Here is a 20,956-nt window from a genome sequence, read left to right as displayed (position 1 = left end):
TTATTTCCAAGTCATATTTATTCAAACATAGCCACCGTCGCCTAAATTTTGTAGAATATCGCTTTATTTCCCACGGTTTTGGTTATGACCTCTTGGACACCTCATGTGACTGTCGCTACAGTTGTAGAAAAAGACGGAAAATTCCTTTTTGTTGAAGAACATACTGAAGGTGTAATGCACACGGTATTTAATCAACCTGCTGGGCATGTCGAATGTGGTGAATCTATTGTCCAAGCCGCGATTCGTGAAACCATGGAAGAAACAGGACATGCGGTAGACGTTGATGCCTTGTTAGGTATTTATACCTATACACCACCAATGTTTCCAGATCGTACCTATTACAGATTTTGTTTTCTTGCTCATGTACTCGAATATTTTCCTGAAGCTGAGCTAGATACAGGGATCGTGGGTCCTAAATGGATGACCCTTGAAGAGCTGTTAGATACAGCACGTGCGCGTAGTCCGTTGGTGATTAAAGCTGTACAAGATGCACTTTCTGGGCAAAAATACCCGCTTTCGCTCATTTATGAGCATCAAAACTCTCCTTTAAATTCAAATTTGGATGCTTAGTCCTATGCAACAACGTGTCATCGTCGGTATGTCGGGTGGTGTAGATTCATCTGTTTCTGCTGCACTTTTACTTCAACAAGGTTATCAAGTTGAAGGGCTTTTCATGAAAAACTGGGAAGAAGATGATGGCACGGAATATTGTACGGCGATGGAAGACCTTGCCGATGCACAAGCCGTGTGTGACAAAATTGGTATTAAGCTACATACCGCCAATTTTGCAATGGAGTATTGGGATCGTGTCTTTGAACATTTCTTAAAAGAATATGCCGCTGGTCGTACCCCAAACCCAGATATTTTATGTAATAAAGAAATTAAGTTTCGTGCCTTTTTAGACCATGCTGTGAACTTGGGTGCGGACTTTATTGCTACAGGACATTATTGTCGTCGTGGTGCAACCCTAACCAATTCTCGTGGTGAAGAATACGCACCTTTGCTGCGTGGTGTGGATCAAAATAAAGACCAAACTTATTTCTTACATGCTGTACATGGCCGTGAAATTAACAAGACTTTGTTTCCTGTCGGGGAAATTGAAAAACCACAAGTACGTAAAATTGCGGAAGAACTTGGTTTAGCAACGGCTAAGAAAAAAGATTCCACAGGGATTTGTTTTATTGGCGAACGTCGTTTTAATGATTTTTTAAAACAATATTTGCCTGCCCAACCTGGAAAAATTGTCCTTGATACAGGAAAAGAGGTTGGTGAACATCATGGCTTAATGTACTATACGCTCGGCCAACGTGGCGGGATCGGTTTAGGTGGTCTCAAAGGTGCTGAAGAAGGTGCTTGGTTCGTACTGCATAAAGATATTGCCAATAACCGTTTAGTGATTGGTCAAGGTCATGAACATCCACTCATGCAAAGTACCATTTTATGGTCTGAAGCGATTGACTGGGTAGCAGGTGAACAAGAGATTCCTGAATCAGGTTTTAAATGTACAGCTAAAACACGTTATCGTCAGCCTGATCAAACCTGTACTTTATTTAAAGACCCAAGTACGCCAAATGGTGTGCGTGTCGAGTTTGATGAACCGCAACGTGCAGTGACACCAGGTCAAAGCGTGGTGTTCTATGTTGGTGAAGTGTGTCTAGGTGGTGGTGTTATCCATCATACCAATGCACCAAAGCCTGATTTTATTGACTAAAATTATTTAACAGACTGAAAGGAATTTAGGCATGGTTGATCTTCCCTTTCAACAGCCTCAAACTTTGAATCAACGTCAAAATAAAGCTTTGGCGTTGGCAGCGGTGTTCCAAGCAACACAACTGACGCATATGACTGCAATGACAGGGCGTCAAAGTATTGGTGAAAGTGGTAATTTCTATTTTGAGCAACTCATCAAAGCCAGCCTAAATATCCGTCCTGCGGATAATCAATCCTCTCAAACTTTAGATTTTTTTTGTAAATTATCTGATATTTCTTTAGGTTTAAAGAGTTTAGAAAGTAGTATTACTCAGCCTTTCACCCCTACGCCAAAATCAAAAATTCCGAAATTATCCAATGCTAAACTACCGATGTCCTATGCAATGGCTTTATTGGCATTAGAAAAAAAAGTATATGGCAATCCCCAATTTGTCGAAATTATCGAAAAATCTCAGCAAAAAATATTAAAACAACTGTCTTTTTTTGATAATGATTATACCCATCCTAGTATTATTGCCAATCTTGCACAAACCTATGTGGATACCGCAGGACAAATTAACCCACGCATTTTAGTGCGTGGCAATGCAGAAGCATTTAAAGATGCTGCACATACCAACCGTATCCGAGCATGTCTATTTACAGGTTTACAAATGGCGCATTTGTGGCGTCAGCTTGGTGGTAGCTCTTGGGCAATGATTTTTAGCAAACGTAAATTGCTACGTGATATTCAAGACCTTGCTCGCCTTCAATATCAGGTTGTATAACTTGAACAATGAGGCGACTTTTTCGCTTTTCGTTTAATTCCAAAGTCTAAGGAATCTCTATGAACGCTTTAACTGCACTTTCGCCATTAGATGGACGCTATGCAAGCAAATGTGATGCACTACGTCCTTTCCTCTCTGAGTTTGGTTTGATCCATGCTCGTGTGACTGTTGAAGTGCGTTGGTTACAAGCGCTTGCTAACCGTCCTGAAATTACTGAAGTTCCTGCTTTTTCTGCTGCGACCAATGCAGCTTTAGATGCGATTGTTGCCAACTTTTCTGAAGACAATGCAAATCGCATTAAAGAAATCGAACGTACTACCAATCATGATGTAAAAGCAGTTGAATACTTCTTAAAAGAGCAAATTGCAGACATCGAAGAACTTAAGAATGCGGGTGAGTTTATTCACTTTGCATGTACATCTGAAGATATTAACAACTTATCTCATGCGTTAATGTTGAAAAATGGTCGTACTGTACTGCTTGAATCGATGCAACAAATCGTAGATGCGATTGCAGCTTTGGCTGAAATACATGCAGAACAACCGATGTTATCACGTACGCATGGTCAAACTGCAAGCCCAACCACTTTGGGTAAAGAAATGGCAAACGTAGCTTACCGTTTAGCACGCCAAATCAAACAATTTAACCAAGTTGAATTGCTAGGTAAAATCAATGGCGCGGTTGGTAACTACAATGCACACTACTCTGCTTACCCTGAAATCAACTGGCCTGCACATTCTCAAGCATTTGTTGAATCTTTGGGTTTAACTTTCAATCCATACACCACACAAATCGAGCCACACGATTACATCGCTGAATTGTTTGATGCTTTACGTCGTTTCAACACGATCTTAATCGACTTTAACCGTGACGTTTGGGGTTATATCTCACTTGGTTTCTTCAAACAACGTTTGAAAGAAGGTGAAGTTGGTTCATCTACCATGCCACATAAAGTTAATCCAATTGACTTTGAAAACTCTGAAGGGAACTTAGGTATTGCTAATGCTGTGTTGGCACACTTAGGCGAAAAACTTCCTATTTCTCGTTGGCAACGTGACTTAACGGACTCTACAGTGCTTCGTAATATGGGTGTAGGCTTGGCGCAAAGTTTAATTGCGTTTGAAGCTTGCTTAAAAGGCATCGGTAAACTTGAGTTAAATGCATCACGTTTACTTGAAGATTTAGATCATGCACAAGAAGTTTTGGCTGAACCAATTCAAACTGTAATGCGTCGCTACAATGTTGAAAAACCATACGAAAAATTAAAAGCACTGACACGTGGTCAAGCGATGACACGTGAAATGATGGTTGATTTTGTTAATGGTAATGAGCTTGAAGCTGTGCCTGCTGCAGATCGTGCACGTTTAGCAGAAATGACACCTGCGACTTATACAGGAAATGCTGCCGATCAAGCAAAACAAATCAAAGATTTGATTGCTAAGCTCTAAGTCTAAAATTTAATTTTAAATATAATAAAAAACGAGGCTTCGGCTTCGTTTTTTTATTATCCAAAATATTCAAATTCACTGATCTTATAAATAAAATCTATGACATAAAAATATTTTAGAAGTATCTATTATCCTATATCATTCACATTATTTTTTAGACTATAAAAATTAGATGATCTATCACCAACTTACTTTAAAACATTGCCTAACTTTAGCAGTACTTGCCATTGCGATTATTATTGCAAGTATTCAACCCTTAGAGTTTGAATCCTACCTGCTCCACCAAGTAGGCACAGCACTTATGCTAATCCTGCTGTTTATTTGTTTAAAAAAAGTTGGACTAAGTTATTCTGCATTTTTACTTTATATTTTATTTTTACTCATCCACGTTTCTGCTGCACATTATTTATATTCATACGTTCCTTATAATGAATGGATTAAAGCGATTTTCCATTTTGATTTAAATCAAATGATGGGTTGGCAACGTAATATGTATGATCGTTTGGTTCATCTCGTATATGGATTATTTCTATACCCATTTTTTTATCGTTTATTTCAAGTGTGGTTACCTGCTTTAACGCACAAGGTTTTATTTTTAATCACAGTTCAATTCATTATGGCAAGCAGTCTATTTTATGAGTGGATCGAATGGTGGATTGCTATTGGCTTATCACCAGAACAAGCTGAAAATTATAATGGGCAACAAGGGGATATTTGGGATGCACATAAGGATATGTTTTTAGCCACCATTGGAGCGATATTTACAGGCTTAATTATGCTGATGACGACTAATAAAAAAGCACTCGATTGAGTGCTTTTTCTTCATTTACCATGATCTAAATCAAAGTTTAGGATCACGCATTTGCACTAAATTGGCATTCGCTTTAGTAAAAGTATCTACTAACTTATTCACCACTGATGGAATCAGACTATCTGCCATTTGTGCTGCTTGTAAACCTAACTTTTCACCCAAAGTTGGTTTACGGCGAGTCTGAATCGCATATACATCATGCTGTGGCAACAAACCAAGAATATATTCATCTGAGGTTTGCAGCTTATCTACTAAGTTGAGATTTAAAGCATCTTCACCATACCAATGCTCACCTGTTGCTACTTTTTCTACATTTAACTGTGGACGATATTTTTCAACAAAGTGTTTAAACAAAGCATGGGTTTGTTGCAATTCTTCTTCAAACTTGGCTTTACCTTCTTCGGTGTTTTCACCAAACATGGTCACAGTGCGTTTATATTGCCCAGCGGTATATAGTTCAAAATCAATATTATGTTCTTTCAATAAACGATTAAAATTAGGTACTTGAGCCACGACACCAATTGAACCAACCACTGCAAATGGCGCAGAAATAATTTCTGAGGCAATACATGCCATCATATAACCGCCACTTGCCGCAACTTTATCGACACAAATGGTTAAATGAAAACCCGCATCACGCAAACGTACCAACTGTGCTGCTGCCAGACCATAACCATGTACCATACCGCCAGGACTTTCTAGGCGTACCACAACACGATCACGCCCTGCTTTGGCAGTTGCTAAAATCAAAGTAATTTCTTCACGTAAATTTTCTACTGCTGATGCTTGTACATCACCTTTAAAATCTAAAACATAAATTTTTTGATTGGTCTTTTTACGCGCACGCGCTTCTTTGGCAAACTGTTGAGTAAGTTGCAATAACTCAAGCTTAGATGCTGTGGTTTGGGCAATTCTTTTTCGTTGTTCATTAATACGTGTATTTAAATGGCTCACACGAATTTCAGCAGGCAACTTAGGTAAATGAAATAACATATAAATTCTAGTCTCTAAAAATAAGATAAATGCTTTTTCATTAAGATGTGGTCAAAACCAACTAAATTCAATGACTATTTTGCAAAAATTGGACAGATAACCTATAAATACGGAGTAAAAGCTTGCTATCTTTTAATAAACTCTTCATTTTATTATAAATAAAACAGTGATATAAATAAGCTTACTTAAAGCAATAAAAAAGCACCTGACGGTGCTTTTTCTACATCTGCAGCGATTAAGCTTCAGGTGCTGGGCTGTATTGTTCAACCAATGGTTTTAACTCACCATTTTGGAACATTTCTAGCATAATATCACTACCACCGATCAACTCACCATTGATCCATAGTTGTGGGAATGTAGGCCAGTTTGCAATTTGTGGCAAAGTTGCACGAATATCTGGATTTTCCAAGATATTAACATAAGCAAATGGACGACCAATTTGGCTTAATGCTTCTACTGCACGCGCAGAAAAACCACATTGTGGGAATTGTGGTGTACCTTTCATATAAAGAAGTACAGCATGTTTAGCAATTTGATCGCGAATTAACGCTTCTGTATCACGCGCTTGTTCAGTCATTGATTAAATCCTCAACTCATCTGCGTGCATTATACCTAAATCCAACGTAAAGAGTATGACTTGACGATTATTTCCAATTTTATTTGTATTTAGGCTTTAAATCTGCCTCAGTTTTTGCTTATATAATCTTTTAATTTTTCACTCCTCAGATAAGAGTAAGTCATGAACAACATTACCCTCGCTCCGGTACAAACTGATCAACCATCGCATTTGATGCCTGTATTTAGCCGTCAACCGATCAGCTTTGTACGAGGACGAGGTTCTTATCTTTATACTGAAGATGGCACTGAGTATTTAGATGCTTTAACAGGAATTGCGGTGTGTGGTTTAGGTCATGCACATCCTGTACTAGCTGAAGCAATTGCCGATCAAGCTGCAACCTTGATTCATACCAGTAATATCTATGAAGTGCCTTGGCAAACTGCGGCTGCACAAAAACTTGCAGAAGTGTCTGGTATGGAAGAAATATTTTTCTCTAACAGCGGTGCAGAATCTAACGAAGGTGCGATCAAAATTGCACGTAAATTTGGTCATATGCAAGGCGTAGCGAATCCTAAAATTATTGTCGCTGATCATTCTTTTCATGGTCGTACGCTTGCTACATTGTCTGCAACAGGCAACAAAAAAGTTCAAGAAGGTTTTGCACCATTGGTTGAAGGTTTCATCCGTGTACCGTTTGGTGATATTGAAGCGATTGAAGAAGCTGCAATCAACCATCCTGATATCGTGGCGATCTTGGTTGAACCGATCCAAGGTGAAGGTGGTGTAAACACTGCACCTCAAGGTTTTAGCTATCTCGAAGAGATTCGCCACATTTGTAACCAACATAACTGGCTCATGATGCTTGATGAAGTTCAAACTGGGAATGGTCGTACAGGTAAATACTTTGCCTATCAACATACCAACATCGTACCTGACGTTTTAACCACTGCAAAAGGCTTAGGCAATGGTTTTCCGATCGGTGCGGTGATGACACAAGGTCGTGGTGTTGGGGTATTGACTGCGGGTAATCATGGTTCTACTTATAGCGGTACGCATTTAGGTTCACGCATTGTCTACACCGTGATTGACTTGATCCAAAAAGAAAACATCGTTGAAAATGCTGCCAATATTGGTACTTATTTGGTTGATCAATTCCGTAGCCAACTTGCTGAGCAAAATGTAATTGTACGTGGTTTTGGTATGATGATCGGCATTGAATTACCGAAAGATTGTGCTGAGTTAGTGAATATTGCCCGTGACGAGCATAAACTCATCATTAATGTGACCTCAGGCAATGTGGTGCGTTTGCTTCCTGCACTGAACATGAACAAAGAACAAGCAGATGATTTACTGCAACGTTTAGTGCCTGCAATTAAAAACTTTGTCGCATAATATTCATGTATTCTTCAAACTAAATATCAAATTGGGTGTCATCAGATGCCCTTTTTTATTCTATTATATTTTTTAAAATGTTAATCTCATTCAAAACATAAAAAAACCGAGCTATTTAAATAACTCGGTTTAATTCACCAATACTATAAATCAAGCAACATTGGCTATTTAGAGAATCGGGTTGCAGCATCTTTAAGACGCTTCCTGATACATACGTCCGCCTGGGAGCTGACTAAAATACTGCTTTAAAGCATCTAAACAACGGTGAATTTTCATTGGCTGTTGTTCACGTTTTAAAATCATTGCATTTAAAGTAAAAGCTGGCAATTTCCACTCTGGCAATACTTCAACCAATGTGCCATTTTTCAACTCTTTTTGCACATCTAAATATAAAATTCGTGCAATACCATGACCGTTTTGACATAAAGATTTTGCGACAAAAACATTATTGGTTTGCAAACGATTTCGCATGTCTACCTTAATATTTTCGCCCGATGTCACATGTTGAAATGAAAAATTTTGATAATTTTTCATAATATTAATTGGAATCAAGTCGTGATTGACTAAATCTTCTGGACGTGAGATTGGCGCTGTTTGATTTAAATAACTTGGCGATGCCACCAGCACTTGATCAACACGTGCAAGCGGAATACAAGTTAAATGATTTGAATCTTCAACTTTTGAACACATACGAATCGCAATATCAATACGCTCTTGAATTAAATCAATAAATTGATTATCTGCTTCAAAATGTACCATTAATCCACGATGTGCAGACATCCAATGTGACAACGCTGGAACAACATGCGTTGCACCAAGTTCAGGTGTCGTTGCAATACGCAACTCACCGACCAAATCATCACGCAATTCATTAATACGAATTTTGCCGCGCTCCGCTGCCGCTAACATTTCTTGGCAGCTATGAAAAAAAGCTTGACCCGCTTCTGTTAAGCTCAATTTTCTTGTAGAACGATGAAGTAAAGTTACTTCCATTTCTTGTTCTAAAGATCGAACTTGTTGGCTGACGGCACTCGTTGTGATGCCTAACTCGCGCGCAGCACCACTGAATGAGCTTTTTTCAACGACACAAGCAAAGACACCCATTGCTCGAAGTTGATCTAACATAAATTTCCCTCTGAAATTATGAGATGCTTCACACTTTTTATTAAAAGCAACTCATTGTATTATACGAAGAAAATTTTTATTTGCACCAAATAAATCATACAGACGGTAAAATACTTGCTGGATTTATTGGTTTTCCATCTAAACGAATTTGGAACTCCAACATGGTTCTTGTTGTACCCGACGCCCCCATTTCAGCAATTTTTTGTCCTGCTGTGACGTTATCACCGCTTTTTACTAAAATTTTGCTGTTATGTGCATAGGCTGTGATGTAACCATCCACATGTTTCACTAAGACCAAATTACCGTATTCTTTTAAACCATCTGCGGCATAAACCACTTGACCATTCGCAGCAGCAAAAATTGGATCACCGACATTTCCACCAAAACGAATGCCTTTAATGTTCTGTGCCAAATTATAATTTGCAATCACAGGACCATTTGAAGGTTTCACCCAACGTAAATTAGAAGTTATTGTTGGGCTTGGGGTAGTTGTGACAGGCGCAGTCGGTACAACAGGTACTGGTGTTACAGGTTGAGGAGCTGTGGTGGCTGTTTGTACATTCGGCAAATTAATCGTTTGACGTTTAATTTCAGTATTTGAATTATTTAAGGCTTGTGTCGTTGGGCGATTGTTATTTGAGCCTCCTGACTTTTTCAAGCGAATAGATTGATTGACATAAATACGATATGGCGGTGCAATATCATTCATTTCTGCAATACTGATATAACTCAATCCATAACGTGCAGCAATACCACTTAATGTATCGCCTGAACGCACTGTGTAATAGTCAGGCGCATTGGCATAGCGGACAGGATTGTTAATTTGTGGTTTTGATGCACATCCAGTCATGACTAAGGTTGTAATCACAGCGGATGATAATACAACTGCTTTTATCCAGCTTTTAGGGGATAGATAAAATGGCTGTGACCGTAACGAAAGCATGAATTTTCTCTCCAGAATACAATTTTTTAAATAGATGTTCTAAGATTAGCAAAAAAGCTTCGCTTTTGACGGTTTAACTCAGCTTTTTCACAAACTTATAACATAGCGTTCGAGCAAGCACTTAGGCTTGTAAAAACTGCTGTTGCAAATGATTTAAAATACTGTAGTTGGTGGCATCCATCTGAATAGGTGTAATGCTCACAAAACCATTCGCTACCGCAAAAAAGTCTGACTGAATATTTAGATCATTCTTTTTCGGATCGGTTACAGCTTCACCTGCCAGCCCAATCCAATACACCTGTCGACCACGTGGATCAACTTGACTGGTAATCGGTTTTGATTGGATGCGACGTCCTTGATACGTCACTTGTGCTCCTTTGAGCTGTGCAACATCGGGAATATTAATATTTAAAATATGACGCTCAGGTAAGACAGGAATACCTTTTGCAATAAAATCATGTACCCATTTAGCTGCCACAGCATAATCTTCTGGACTGTTATAAGAACGGACATTACTCCCAGCAAGTGAAACAGCAATCGCTGCTTGTCTCATCAAACGTCCTTCAAATGCTGCACCGACTGTACCCGAATACAACACGTCATCACCTAAATTGGCCCCACTGTTAATACCACTAACCACCAAATCGAATTCAAAGTCAAACAAACCATTCATTGCCAAATACACACAATCGGCAGGTGTACCATTTACCGCCCAAACATCGGTACTCACCTCGATCGGACGCAAAGGGCGATCCAAAGTCAAGGCACTGGAAAACCCACTTCGTTCACTTTCAGGTGCGACAATGACCACACGACCCAATGGTTTTAATGCTTGTGCTAAGGCTTGTATTCCTGGTGCAAACACACCATCATCATTGGCTATCAAAATATTCACACAGTTTCTCTTTCATCAAAATAAGTTTGAACAGTTGCGTGATATGGTAGCAAAAATATATGCCCATCATTTTACACTTTGCTTGTTTAAAGGTTTTATTGCATCCGTTTTTAAAGCGGTATCATTTAAAGCGTCATGTTTAACACCAACTAATTTTTAAAATTAAGCCTTAAGTTTAAAAAATTCCCTGCAAATCACACTTTGACTATAAATAAACAGGAGCATCTCCGATAAAAGTGGATAGCATTTGAATTAATTGTGGTATTCATGTAGCTAAATCTATGCTGCCCTTCTAACCAATACGTAAATTTTATTTAAATCCAACATCTTCAATACATTTTCTCTATTTTATTTTCATAGAATATGTTTATTCTAGTCGAATCATTAAGTTAATAAGGTTGGTTATGCATACTCTTTTAAAAACACTTGCTGTAGGGATTTTATCTACCTCTTTTATCGCAATGCCAAATGCATTTGCTGCTGACAAAAAAGCAAAAGCGGCTACGCAAGATGAAAATATTGAAGTAACTCAACACAATGTAACCAATGAAGAGCTTGCTGCAATCTATGTACTTTCAGACATTTGTCCAAAACTGGTCAAAGATGATGAAGCATTCGATGCAGGTTATGCACGTTTACTCAAAGATTTCTTACCTGATTCGGCAGACCCAGCGGCTGAATTAAAGAAATTAGCCAAAGAAAAATCTTTTAAAAGTGTGTTAAAAGAAGCACAAAATGATGCTAAAAAAGCAGGAAAAGCAGCCAATACTGGCGTGTGTGAAGATGTGCTCAACTATCAACCACAAAACTGATTGACCGAACTGCCAGTCACGAATTAGTTACAATTCCTGTCAAATAAGCCGACTTAACCCATAGAAGTCGGCTTTGCTTTGTCCTAAAATGCTAGGCTCTTTTAGTGCTCGTACAAAGATTGGAACTACCTAGAATGACCCGAAAAAGCGCCCTCGCTGCATTATTACTCCTTCCTTCATTTTCCTATGCAGCAACTGTTTTATCGAATCCGCCAGAATTAAATAACAAATCTTATGTTTTGATGGACTATGAAACAGGGCAAATCCTCGCATCTAAGAATGAAAATGAAAAGCTCGCACCAGCGTCAATGACGAAAATGATGACGAGTTATATCATCGAACAAAAATTACTAAAAGGCGACCTGACAGAAGACGAAAAGGTTCGTATGAACGAGTCGGCTTGGTGTCGTGGTAGTAGCACTGAATCTTGTATGTATGTCCCACTCAACGGTACAGCGACCGCACTTGAGATGTTACGTGGGATTATTGTCCAATCTGGAAATGATGCATCTAAAGCAATGGCTGAGCATATTTCTGGGAATGAAGGCACTTTTGCCCATGAAATGAACCAAGAAGCAAAACGTATTGGCATGACCAACACGCATTTTATTAATGCCACTGGGATGCCTGCTGAAGGTCATTATTCAACAGCAAAAGATATGGCAATGCTTGCAAAACATATCATTCATGACAGTTCAAAATATTATCCAATCTACTCAGAAAAAGAATTTACGTTTAATGGCATCAAGCAAGGTAACCGTAATGCCCTACTTTACACTGATCCAAGTGTTGATGGTTTAAAAACTGGTCATACTGAAGAAGCGGGTTATTGCTTAACAACTTCTGCAAAACGTGGCCCAATGCGTTTAATCTCCGTGATTTTTGGCGCACCCTCTATGAACGAACGTGCATCACAAACACGTGAGTTATTGTCTTGGGGTTATTCAAACTTTGAAACAGTAAATGTTCAACCTGCTAACAAAGTTATTGCTAAAGCAAAAGTTTATTTTGGTAAAGAAAACGAAGTTCAAGTTGGTTTACCTGAAGCTTTCAATGTGACCATGCCAAAAGGTCAAGCGGATACCATCAAAACGCAAATTTCTGTACAACCAAATTTAAATGCACCGCTGCAAAAAGGACAAGTGATCGGTAAGCTTACAGCAACTTTAAATGGTAAAGTCATTACTGAAAAACCGTTAGTTGCCATCAATGCTGTTGAAGAAGCGGGTTTCTTCTCCCGTATGATCGACCACATTAAAATGTTCTTTAGCAACTTGTTCTAATTTTGCTTAAAGCAACAAAAGAAAGCATTCATGTCTAGGATATGAGTGCTTTTCTTTTATAATCAAATCAATTGTTTTTTGAAAATAAATGGATCTTATGAAAAAGAATATTCGTAGTTATCTAGAACATCATCCTAAAATTGACTCGACTTGCTATATTGATGAGATGAGTGTCATTGTCGGTGATGTGAGCCTAGCAAAAAATGTTTCTGTGTGGCCTTTTGCTGTGATTCGTGGGGATGTAAATTCGATTCAGATCGGACAAAATAGCAATGTACAAGATCATTGCATGTTACATGTCAGCCATAAAAAAGCATCTCAACCAGAAGGTTCACCCTTGATCATTGGTGAAGATGTAACTGTTGGACACCATGTAACTTTACATGGTTGTCATATTGGTCATCGTGTTTTGATCGGTATTAATACCGTAGTTTTAGATGATGTGATTATCGAAGATGATGTGATGATCGGTGCTGGCAGCCTAGTCCCTCCTCGTAAAGTCCTTAAAAGTGGCTATTTATATGTAGGAAGCCCTGTACAGCAAGTTCGTCCATTAACTGAAGCGGAAAAAGAGTTTTTACCCTATTCGGCACGACACTATGTCAAAGTTGCCAACAACTATTTAGAAAATGAAATATCGAAATAAATACCCGCTTTGCCAAATCGTATTTACTATTTCATTGAACATTCATAATTACATGCTTTATATAGATTAAAATCATGTCTTTATGCTACAAAGCTATTCATAGTTAAAAAATCAATATTTGAGTACATGAACCCCCATGAAAATGACGCCTAAACACTTACTCGGTTTGGCAGTAATCTTGGCTTCTTTTAGCCCTGCCTTCGTGACATCAACGTATGCACAATTGCATTTAGAAATTGCCAAAGCACCAGAGCAAGCACCCAAAATTGCGATTCTCCCATTTGGAAATGACCAAACGATTTATCCTATTGTTGAAAATGACTTAAACCGTTCAGGTCGTTTTAGTAGTGCATCAAAAAATCTTCCTGCAACGGCAAGTATTAATAATATAAATGCTGCTGCATGGAAAGCCAGCGGTGTACCTTATGTAGTTGTGGGTGAAAGTAAAGCCAATCCTGATGGCTCATTAGCTGTACATTACCAACTTTATGATGTCGAAAAACAACAATTTTTACTAAATGAATTACTGACTGTACCTGCTTCTCGCCTTCGCTCTGCTGCTCACATGATTTCAGATGCGATCTATCAGGCATTAACAGGAATTAAAGGTGATTTTAGTGGGCGCATTGCCTATGTGCTGCGTAACCCTGCAACACCTGAACAACGCTATACTTTACAAATAGCCGATACGGATGGAGAACAACCAAAAACCATTTTGACCTCTCGTGATCCGATTTTATCGCCTGCTTGGACACCTGATGCTCAAAAAATTGCGTATGTTTCTTTTGAAACCAAACGTCCTGCAATCTATGTACAAGATTTGGCAACAGGTCAACGTGAAAAATACGCAAGTTTCCGTGGTCTAAATGGCGCGCCAAGCTTCTCTCCAGATGGAAAATTCATGCTATTCACCGCATCTATGCATGACAATCCTGAAATTTACCAAATGGACTTAGAAACTCGTCAAGTAAAACGTATGACCAACGACAGTGCGATTGATACTGAAGCACGTTATGCACCAGATGGTAAATCCTTCATCTTTACCTCAGATCGTGGTGGCTCAGCACAAATTTATCGCTATAACTTGGCAGATGGTACAACCAAACGTTTAACTTTCCGTGGTGCATTTAACGCACGTGGTTCGCTTAGTGCAGATGGTAAATATGTTGCACTGGTACATCGCCCGTCTGGCAGTAACTATAAAGTTGCCATTCAAGAAATTTCTACAGGAATTACCAATATCCTGACGCCAACAAGTCTGGATGAATCGCCAAGTTTCTCGCCAAATGGACAAATGGTGGTCTATGCAACTCGTGAAGGCAATCGTGGATTATTATCCATCATGTCAACTGACGGTCGTTTCCGTATGAATTTACCAAGTGAACAAGGTGAAGTCCGTGAACCAGCATGGGCACCGAAGTAATTCAAATCCAATTTGTATGTCAATAATGCTGTAACTTTTAAAATAACTTTATGGAGTTAACAATGAATACGATTAAATACTTAGCATTACCCCTCTTAGCTGTTAGCTTAGTTATGACAGGTTGTGCAAACCGTAAGCCTACAACAGATGCTAACGCAACAACTACGCCAAGCAGCAGTGTAAATACTTCTGGTTTAAGTGAAGATGCGGCACTCAATGCACAAAACTTAGCTGGTGCATCTGCAAAAGGTGTCACTGAGGCAAATAAACCATATCTTGCAAAACGTGTAGTGCATTTCGACTATGACAGCAGTGATCTATCAAATGACGATTATCAAACTTTGCAAGCACATGCTCAATTCTTAGTTGCAAATGCAAACTCTAAAATCGCACTCACAGGTCATACGGATGAACGTGGTACACGTGAATACAACATGGCGCTAGGCGAGCGTCGTGCGAAAGCAGTTCAAAGCTACTTGATCACGAATGGTGTAAATCCAGGTCAATTAGAAGCGGTGAGTTATGGTAAAGAAATGCCAATCAATGCTGGTCACAATGAAGCAGCATGGAAAGAAAACCGTCGTGTAGAACTTAACTATGAAGCTGTTCCACCGTTATTAAAATAATCGTTACAAGGCAAATTGCTCGACAAACCTCGTGACAATAAAAAAGCGCTCATTTCAAATGGGCGCTTTTTTATAAGTTAAGATTCAGTTTCAGTGTGCTTGGGGCTTTGCATGGATTCAATTAAATCATGCTTATTGAATTTTTTATATTCAGGTTTTGCTTCGTAATCTTTCCATGCATCTTTCACATTTTCAGCACTAATTTCATCTAAATCAATACCATCACTTGGAGTTGGCGTTGCTTCAAACTTTTTCGTAGTCATAACGATGCTCCTTAAAACGCTATCCTTAGTATCTTCAACATAGCACTTTCTAGAATACTTGCAAGGGCAAAATCACGACAAATAACACAGGATAATTTTTATTTTGAGGCAAACTCATCTAAAATAACCCGATTGTTTAATTTGTTAGAAAATTATCGCTTTATTGGAGCAGCTTTGCTATGTCAAATCGCACTTTATCCCAGTATTTAGAACAACAACAAGGGAATTTAACACCTGAACTTGCTGATGTTATTGAAACAATTGCAAACACTTGTAAATCTATTGACCAACTCCTACAAAAAGGTGCATTGGCTGGTGTTTTAGGAAGTGCACAACATGAAAATGTCCAAGGCGAAGAACAGAAAAAGCTTGATGTCATTTCAAATGATTATTTAATTGATGCCTTGAAAGTCAATAAAAATGTTGGCGGTTTGGCTTCAGAAGAATTAGACGAATTCACCCCTGCACAAGAAAATGGCAAATATCTTGTGTTATTTGACCCACTTGATGGCTCAAGTAACATCGACATTAACATGTGTGTCGGTACGATTTTCTCTATTTTAAATGCTAAAAATGCAGTCACCCAAGCAGAAGACTTTATGCAAGCAGGTAAAGAGCAAGCTGCTGCGGGCTATGTACTTTATGGCCCATCTACAATGATGGCGTTAACGGTAGGTGCAGGCACAGTATTCTTCACGTTTGACCCTGAAAGCAAAGAGTTTTTGCTAACGTCTGAAAATATCCAAGTCGCTGCAGATACCAAAGAGTATGCAATTAATGCATCGAATCAACGTCATTGGGAAGCGCCAGTAAAACGTTATATTGATGAATTACAAGCGGGCAAAACCTCAGTCCGTGAAAAAGATTTTAATATGCGTTGGGTGGCGTGTATGGTCGGTGATATTCATCGCATCCTTTGCCGTAGTGGTATTTTCCTTTATCCATACGATACCAAAGATCCGAAAAAAGCAGGTCGTTTACGTTTGATGTATGAAGCAAACCCGATGAGCATGCTCATGGAGCAAGCTGGTGGTGCATCGACTACAGGTCGTGTTCGTATTTTAGATATTCAACCGACTGAACTGCACCAGCGCGTCCCTGTCGTGATCGGTTCTAAAAATGAAGTTGATTTGGTCACTAGTTACCACAATTAAGTTGTAATAGTTTTAATAATTTTACTCTCTATTACAGGGAGTAAGTCCATTCAGGGGTTGTTGCAGATGCACAACCCCAATTTACATCTTTTGGATACACTCCCATGCCCACCATTTTTTTAGAATCTCGTGACAATCCCAAAATCAAACACTTACGTGGCTTGATTGAGCAAAATAGTTATCGTAAAAAACAAGCTCAAACTGTACTTGAAGGTACGCACCTGTGCCTATCTTGGCTTGAGAAAAATCGTAAAATTAACTCGATTTTTACCACTGAACGTGCGCTTGAACATGAAGACTTTGAAAAAATTTCAGAACATTATCAAGGGGTAATCTTTGTCTTAAGTGAAGTTTTGTATAAAGATTTGAGTACACTCGGCACAACTTTAGCTTGTTTAGCAATTGTTGATCTACCAACATCGACTCAAGCTTTGAGTTTTACTGAAGACACACTAATCTTGGAAAATGTCCAAGATCCGGGCAATGTGGGTACACTGCTACGTTCTGCGGCTGCAGCAGGCATTGAACAAATTGTCTGTACTAAAGGTTCTGCATCTTTATGGTCGCCACGTGTCCTACGTGCAGGTATGGGCGCGCATTTCTCATTGCAAACCTATGAGAATATTGTTTTAGAAGACATTCTTAAGCAATTTAAAATCCCTGTATATGTCACCAGTTCACATGAATCTGAAAGTTTATATCGTCAAAACTTACGCCCACAATGCGTTTGGATCTTAGGTAATGAAGGTCAAGGTGTTTCTGAATTTGCGCTTCGACATGCACAAGCCGTAACCATTCCGCAACCGGGTGGACAAGAATCGCTTAATGTTGCTGTGGCAGGCTCAATTTGCTTCTTTGAAATGGTACGTCAACGCCTTTAATTCGTTAAATTATTTTATTGTTTGAACTGTACCTTAAAAAATCCTTTAAACTGATAAAAATAATTGTATTGTTTGTCAACCCACCCTCGTTTTTAAACGTTATAGATGTAGGTTTATAAAATTATGGTGGGTGCCCAATGACGGGATTTTCCATCTCTATGGATTTAGCACCAAAGAAGTCACAGTCTGAAACAACTGCTGCTCTAAAGAGTACGGCTGAACAACGTCTGAAGTTTTTTATGCAAGACGTAACAGGTCGTGCCTTGGTGATGATGGAAAGTGCGACTCAGGGTCATAATGGCATTGCGATGGATTTGGTTCAAGAAGCCTTTATTTCTTTGCATAAATCCTATGCTGAAAAATCCACCGAGGAATGGTATCCCCTATTTTATACGATATTAAACAATAAGTTACAGGATTGGCGTAGGAAAGAAGCACGCCGAGCTTCACCCTTTTCATTGTTTCGCAAAGTCGATATCGATAGCGATGATGAAGAAGTGATGGACATCGTAGATGAGTCAACGCCCAATCCTTTACAGTTTTTAGATCAAGACCTCACCATTGAAGAAATTCAAGAAGCGATTAGTCGCTTGCCTGTGCGTCAGCAACAAGCCTTTATGTTGCGAGCATGGGAAGGCTTTGATACTCAAACCACAGCATCAATTATGAACTGTACAGAAGGTAGCGTTAAAACCCATTACCATAGGGCGATTCAAGGACTGAGAACTACGTTATCGCATTTAAATCCTTATGGAGGATCATCGGATGAATAATGATGATTTCACGAAACAAGTTACGTCAAAACTTGACGGTCTTGCTCGCAATCACCGTAACAAAGCGGTTGTGATGAATAATGTACTTGAACATATTCATGACAAGCCTACTTCTCGTTATGGTAATTGGAAAATGACTGGTTTTGCCTTAGCAGCAGCATTAACAGGTATTGTGATTTTACCAAATGTGTTTGATGCTGAGCCAGCAAACCCTACAACACAGCATGTGGCTGTGAGTCCAAAACTTTCACCGCAAATGATGGAAGATTTAGAGATGTTGTCTGTATTTGGTGAGGATAGTCATTCCCATGGCAGCTAAAAAACTCGTTTTGGCTTTTTGTGCGATTGGTTTTCTACAAACAAGTTTTGCAGGATTTGAGCGTTTTTGGATTTTTTCTAAAGATGCCAATACCCAAGTCAGCGATACGTGGGACACGCTGTCTGAAGATGAACAACGTGCTTTAATTAAACGTTATCAAAATCTTAAAGAAATTCCAGAGTCACAAAGTGTGGCATTACAGCAACGCATGGACTGGTTTACACAACTGCCTGAAGAAGAAAAGCAAAAAATGCGTGAAGTTTGGCAGCAAATGAGCACATCTGAACGCAATGAAATGCGTACAAAAATGCAAAAAGCGACGACTGCTGTGCAAAGAAGTGAATTACGAGCAGAATATATTCAAAAATACCTCTCTTCAGTCAGTTCACATTAATTTAGCGCCTCGAAAGAGGCTTTTTTATTTGTTGATTGGCTTTTCAAATAAAACTGTTTAATATTTTAAAATATTTCTTACTTTAAATTTTGTAGTGATAAAATGAAAATAAAATCAATTATTTATTTTGGGCTTTTAAATTTACCAATCAGCATAAGTTTTGCTTTAACACTTGCAGATGCACCTATTCAACACGTAACCTTATATCCAAGCACAGCCAAAATCGAACGTAATATTCCCGTAAAGGCTGGAGAGAACATTGTTACTCTACAAGGACTTGCTGCTAATTTTGATATTTCACAGCTGCAATATCAAACTGAAAATAATATAGAAGTGAATGCAGTTTCACACCAAGACAGTGCTTTGGACAAACCCTCTGGTGCTGAATCACATGCTTTAAAAATACAAATCGAACAAATTGAAAAGCAAATTTCTGAACAAAATTCCATTATTCAAGCAGCCGAATTACAAAATAAATTTTTAGGCAATATCACCAAAGGCTCTGCCAATAAAGTTCGCCAACAAGCTTATGATGCTTTTATCGCAATCGATCAAGCTAAAACTGCAAAAGTTAAATTAGAGCAACGCTTACATGAACTTCGCCAAGATCTAAATGCTATTGGCGATCATCAATTTAAACAGCGTAGTTTAAAGTTTTATGTTCAAGCACCGCAAAATGGCGTGATTAAAATGAGTTATTTAGTTCCTTATGCGCGTTGGCAGCCGATGTATAAAGCTGAGTTAGATACTGGCACTCAACAAGTCAAACTGACACGTATGGCGATGATTGCACAAAAAACAGGTGAAGATTGGAACAATGTCAAACTGACACTTTCAACTGCCACGCCACAAGGTTATGTACAACAACTCACACCTCAGAGTTGGTGGGTGGATTATTATGAGCCTCAGCCAATTCATGTAATGCCTCTCAATGCCAGATATGCATTCAAAGATTCAGCAATGCCTGCACCTATAGCAGAGGTTGCTCCACTTGATGATGTTCAAGAACCTCAATTCCCACAATTTCAAGCCAATCAATTAAATTTAAGTACTGAGTTCCGCTCCAATACTCAAGCCACCATTTACAGTAGTCAACAACAGATTTATTTACCATTAAGCAGTGAAAATATCCCTGCTCAACTTTCAGTTTGGGTAATTCCAAAACAAAGTGAAAAGGCTTCTATCGTTGCTCATATTGCTCAATTCAATACCAACCTACCTAATGGCTTAGTTAAGTTGTATCGTGATGGTGATTTTGTTGGTGAACGTCAATGGTCAAATTCTGGAAATGAAAATGTGCAAATGAGTTTTGGTTATGATGATCAAATTAAGATTCGAACAATAGATTTATCAAATCAAAAAAGAGCGATTACAGGTGCAAAATCACAAACCACACAAAAACAGCAATATATCATTGAAAATCTGAACAACTATCCTGTTCAACTGACTGTATTTGAAGCTGAACCACAAAGTCGTAATGGGAAGTTAGTTACGCATTCGAGTTATCAACCACAGCCAAATAGTACAACTTGGCAAGGTCAGCCGAATATTAACCAGTGGAATATTAAGTTAAGTCCAAAACAGAAATTTAGTATAGACCTAGAACATCAGTTTACATATCCCAATAAAGGAAATGTTTCGGGGTTTTAGATAAAATCTAAGATCAAAAAAGGAAAGCTATTTCGATAGCTTTCTTAAATGTAGGATTTAAAATTTTGCCATTCATTTTTGACTATCTTGGA

23 protein-coding genes are annotated in these 20,956 nt (G+C 38.6%); 17 read left to right on the top strand and 6 right to left on the bottom strand.

Features of this window, described 5'->3' with window-relative positions; genetic code table 11:
• Window positions 1–84 precede the first annotated feature (84 nt).
• From HUS24_RS00800 to HUS24_RS00780, 5 genes are all read left to right on the top strand, one after another.
• Window positions 85–570, top strand: coding sequence for an NUDIX hydrolase (locus HUS24_RS00800; protein ID WP_173910178.1), 486 nt, complete (start codon window positions 85–87; stop codon window positions 568–570).
• A 4-nt stretch (window positions 571–574) separates the two neighbouring features.
• Entirely contained in the window at window positions 575–1,711 is a 1,137-nt protein-coding gene (mnmA, locus tag HUS24_RS00795) for a tRNA 2-thiouridine(34) synthase MnmA (protein ID WP_173910177.1), read from the top strand.
• A gap of 31 nt (window positions 1,712–1,742) precedes the next feature.
• Window positions 1,743–2,474 (top strand): high frequency lysogenization protein HflD, encoded by a 732-nt coding sequence (gene hflD / locus HUS24_RS00790; RefSeq protein WP_173910176.1) that lies wholly within the window; start codon window positions 1,743–1,745, stop codon window positions 2,472–2,474.
• Window positions 2,475–2,533: 59 nt separating this feature from the next.
• A complete protein-coding gene (purB, locus tag HUS24_RS00785) occupies window positions 2,534–3,922 on the top strand; it encodes an adenylosuccinate lyase (RefSeq protein ID WP_173910175.1) in 1,389 nt (462 codons plus the stop codon).
• A gap of 172 nt (window positions 3,923–4,094) precedes the next feature.
• Window positions 4,095–4,733: a DUF2238 domain-containing protein gene (locus HUS24_RS00780; RefSeq protein WP_173910174.1), complete on the top strand. Its 639-nt coding sequence runs from the start codon at window positions 4,095–4,097 to the stop codon at window positions 4,731–4,733.
• 30 nt (window positions 4,734–4,763) lie between these two features.
• Here HUS24_RS00780 and sohB read toward each other — a convergent pair whose 3' ends face one another.
• Together sohB and grxD are read right to left on the bottom strand one after the other, a co-directional pair.
• A complete protein-coding gene (gene sohB / locus HUS24_RS00775; protein ID WP_173910173.1) occupies window positions 4,764–5,726 on the bottom strand; it encodes a protease SohB in 963 nt (320 codons plus the stop codon).
• Window positions 5,727–5,961: 235 nt separating this feature from the next.
• Window positions 5,962–6,303: a Grx4 family monothiol glutaredoxin gene (gene grxD / locus HUS24_RS00770; RefSeq protein ID WP_173910172.1), complete on the bottom strand. Its 342-nt coding sequence runs from the start codon at window positions 6,301–6,303 to the stop codon at window positions 5,962–5,964.
• 162 nt (window positions 6,304–6,465) lie between these two features.
• Here grxD and HUS24_RS00765 point away from each other — a divergent pair, with 162 nt between their 5' ends.
• Window positions 6,466–7,677: an aspartate aminotransferase family protein gene (locus tag HUS24_RS00765; protein ID WP_173910171.1), complete on the top strand. Its 1,212-nt coding sequence runs from the start codon at window positions 6,466–6,468 to the stop codon at window positions 7,675–7,677.
• A 192-nt stretch (window positions 7,678–7,869) separates the two neighbouring features.
• Here HUS24_RS00765 and HUS24_RS00760 read toward each other — a convergent pair whose 3' ends face one another.
• The 3 genes from HUS24_RS00760 to surE form a co-directional block, all read right to left on the bottom strand.
• On the bottom strand, window positions 7,870–8,802 hold the full coding sequence (locus tag HUS24_RS00760; RefSeq protein ID WP_173910170.1) for a LysR family transcriptional regulator: 933 nt from the start codon (window positions 8,800–8,802) through the stop codon (window positions 7,870–7,872).
• Between the two features lie 94 nt (window positions 8,803–8,896).
• Window positions 8,897–9,745: a peptidoglycan DD-metalloendopeptidase family protein gene (locus HUS24_RS00755; protein ID WP_173910169.1), complete on the bottom strand. Its 849-nt coding sequence runs from the start codon at window positions 9,743–9,745 to the stop codon at window positions 8,897–8,899.
• Window positions 9,746–9,866: 121 nt separating this feature from the next.
• Window positions 9,867–10,640, bottom strand: coding sequence for a 5'/3'-nucleotidase SurE (gene surE, locus HUS24_RS00750; RefSeq protein WP_173910168.1), 774 nt, complete (start codon window positions 10,638–10,640; stop codon window positions 9,867–9,869).
• A 461-nt stretch (window positions 10,641–11,101) separates the two neighbouring features.
• On the opposite strand from surE, the gene HUS24_RS00745 reads away from it, so the two are divergent.
• The 5 genes from HUS24_RS00745 (at window position 11,102) to pal (ending at window position 15,430) form a co-directional block, all read left to right on the top strand.
• On the top strand, window positions 11,102–11,452 hold the full coding sequence (locus HUS24_RS00745) for an MCR_0457 family protein (RefSeq protein WP_254433818.1): 351 nt from the start codon (window positions 11,102–11,104) through the stop codon (window positions 11,450–11,452).
• 134 nt (window positions 11,453–11,586) lie between these two features.
• On the top strand, window positions 11,587–12,735 hold the full coding sequence (dacC, locus tag HUS24_RS00740) for a D-alanyl-D-alanine carboxypeptidase PBP5/6 (RefSeq protein WP_173910166.1): 1,149 nt from the start codon (window positions 11,587–11,589) through the stop codon (window positions 12,733–12,735).
• A 97-nt stretch (window positions 12,736–12,832) separates the two neighbouring features.
• Window positions 12,833–13,381, top strand: a complete 549-nt coding sequence (locus HUS24_RS00735) for a gamma carbonic anhydrase family protein (protein ID WP_173910165.1) — start codon at window positions 12,833–12,835, stop codon at window positions 13,379–13,381.
• 136 nt (window positions 13,382–13,517) lie between these two features.
• Window positions 13,518–14,804: a Tol-Pal system beta propeller repeat protein TolB gene (tolB, locus tag HUS24_RS00730; protein ID WP_065993587.1), complete on the top strand. Its 1,287-nt coding sequence runs from the start codon at window positions 13,518–13,520 to the stop codon at window positions 14,802–14,804.
• A gap of 62 nt (window positions 14,805–14,866) precedes the next feature.
• Window positions 14,867–15,430 carry a peptidoglycan-associated lipoprotein Pal gene (pal, locus tag HUS24_RS00725; protein ID WP_173910164.1) on the top strand — a complete coding sequence of 188 codons (564 nt, stop codon included), beginning with the start codon at window positions 14,867–14,869 and terminating at the stop codon, window positions 15,428–15,430.
• Window positions 15,431–15,507: 77 nt separating this feature from the next.
• Here the strand turns inward: pal and HUS24_RS00720 are convergent, their stop codons facing one another.
• Complete coding sequence (locus tag HUS24_RS00720) at window positions 15,508–15,693, bottom strand: NF038105 family protein (RefSeq protein WP_065993589.1); 186 nt, start codon at window positions 15,691–15,693, stop codon at window positions 15,508–15,510.
• 179 nt (window positions 15,694–15,872) lie between these two features.
• Between HUS24_RS00720 and HUS24_RS00715 the strand changes: the two genes are divergently transcribed.
• The 6 genes from HUS24_RS00715 (at window position 15,873) to HUS24_RS00690 (ending at window position 20,864) form a co-directional block, all read left to right on the top strand.
• Entirely contained in the window at window positions 15,873–16,847 is a 975-nt protein-coding gene (locus HUS24_RS00715; RefSeq protein WP_173910163.1) for a class 1 fructose-bisphosphatase, read from the top strand.
• A 104-nt stretch (window positions 16,848–16,951) separates the two neighbouring features.
• Window positions 16,952–17,728, top strand: a complete 777-nt coding sequence (locus HUS24_RS00710; RefSeq protein WP_173910162.1) for an RNA methyltransferase — start codon at window positions 16,952–16,954, stop codon at window positions 17,726–17,728.
• A gap of 158 nt (window positions 17,729–17,886) precedes the next feature.
• Window positions 17,887–18,501: an RNA polymerase sigma factor gene (locus HUS24_RS00705; RefSeq protein ID WP_065993592.1), complete on the top strand. Its 615-nt coding sequence runs from the start codon at window positions 17,887–17,889 to the stop codon at window positions 18,499–18,501.
• On the top strand, window positions 18,494–18,820 hold the full coding sequence (locus HUS24_RS00700) for a hypothetical protein (protein WP_173910161.1): 327 nt from the start codon (window positions 18,494–18,496) through the stop codon (window positions 18,818–18,820). The genes HUS24_RS00705 and HUS24_RS00700 overlap by 8 nt, the downstream gene beginning before the upstream one ends.
• A complete protein-coding gene (locus HUS24_RS00695) occupies window positions 18,810–19,214 on the top strand; it encodes a DUF3106 domain-containing protein (protein WP_173910160.1) in 405 nt (134 codons plus the stop codon). The genes HUS24_RS00700 and HUS24_RS00695 overlap by 11 nt, the downstream gene beginning before the upstream one ends.
• Window positions 19,215–19,316: 102 nt before the next feature.
• Window positions 19,317–20,864 carry a DUF4139 domain-containing protein gene (locus HUS24_RS00690; RefSeq protein WP_173910159.1) on the top strand — a complete coding sequence of 516 codons (1,548 nt, stop codon included), beginning with the start codon at window positions 19,317–19,319 and terminating at the stop codon, window positions 20,862–20,864.
• The last annotated feature ends 92 nt before the right edge of the window (window positions 20,865–20,956 follow it).

The organism is Acinetobacter sp. Marseille-Q1618, assembly GCF_902809855.1.
Classification (GTDB): domain Bacteria; phylum Pseudomonadota; class Gammaproteobacteria; order Pseudomonadales; family Moraxellaceae; genus Acinetobacter.
The sequence above is the reverse complement of the archived record's forward strand: the minus strand, read 5'-3'. Positions and strand labels throughout refer to the sequence as shown.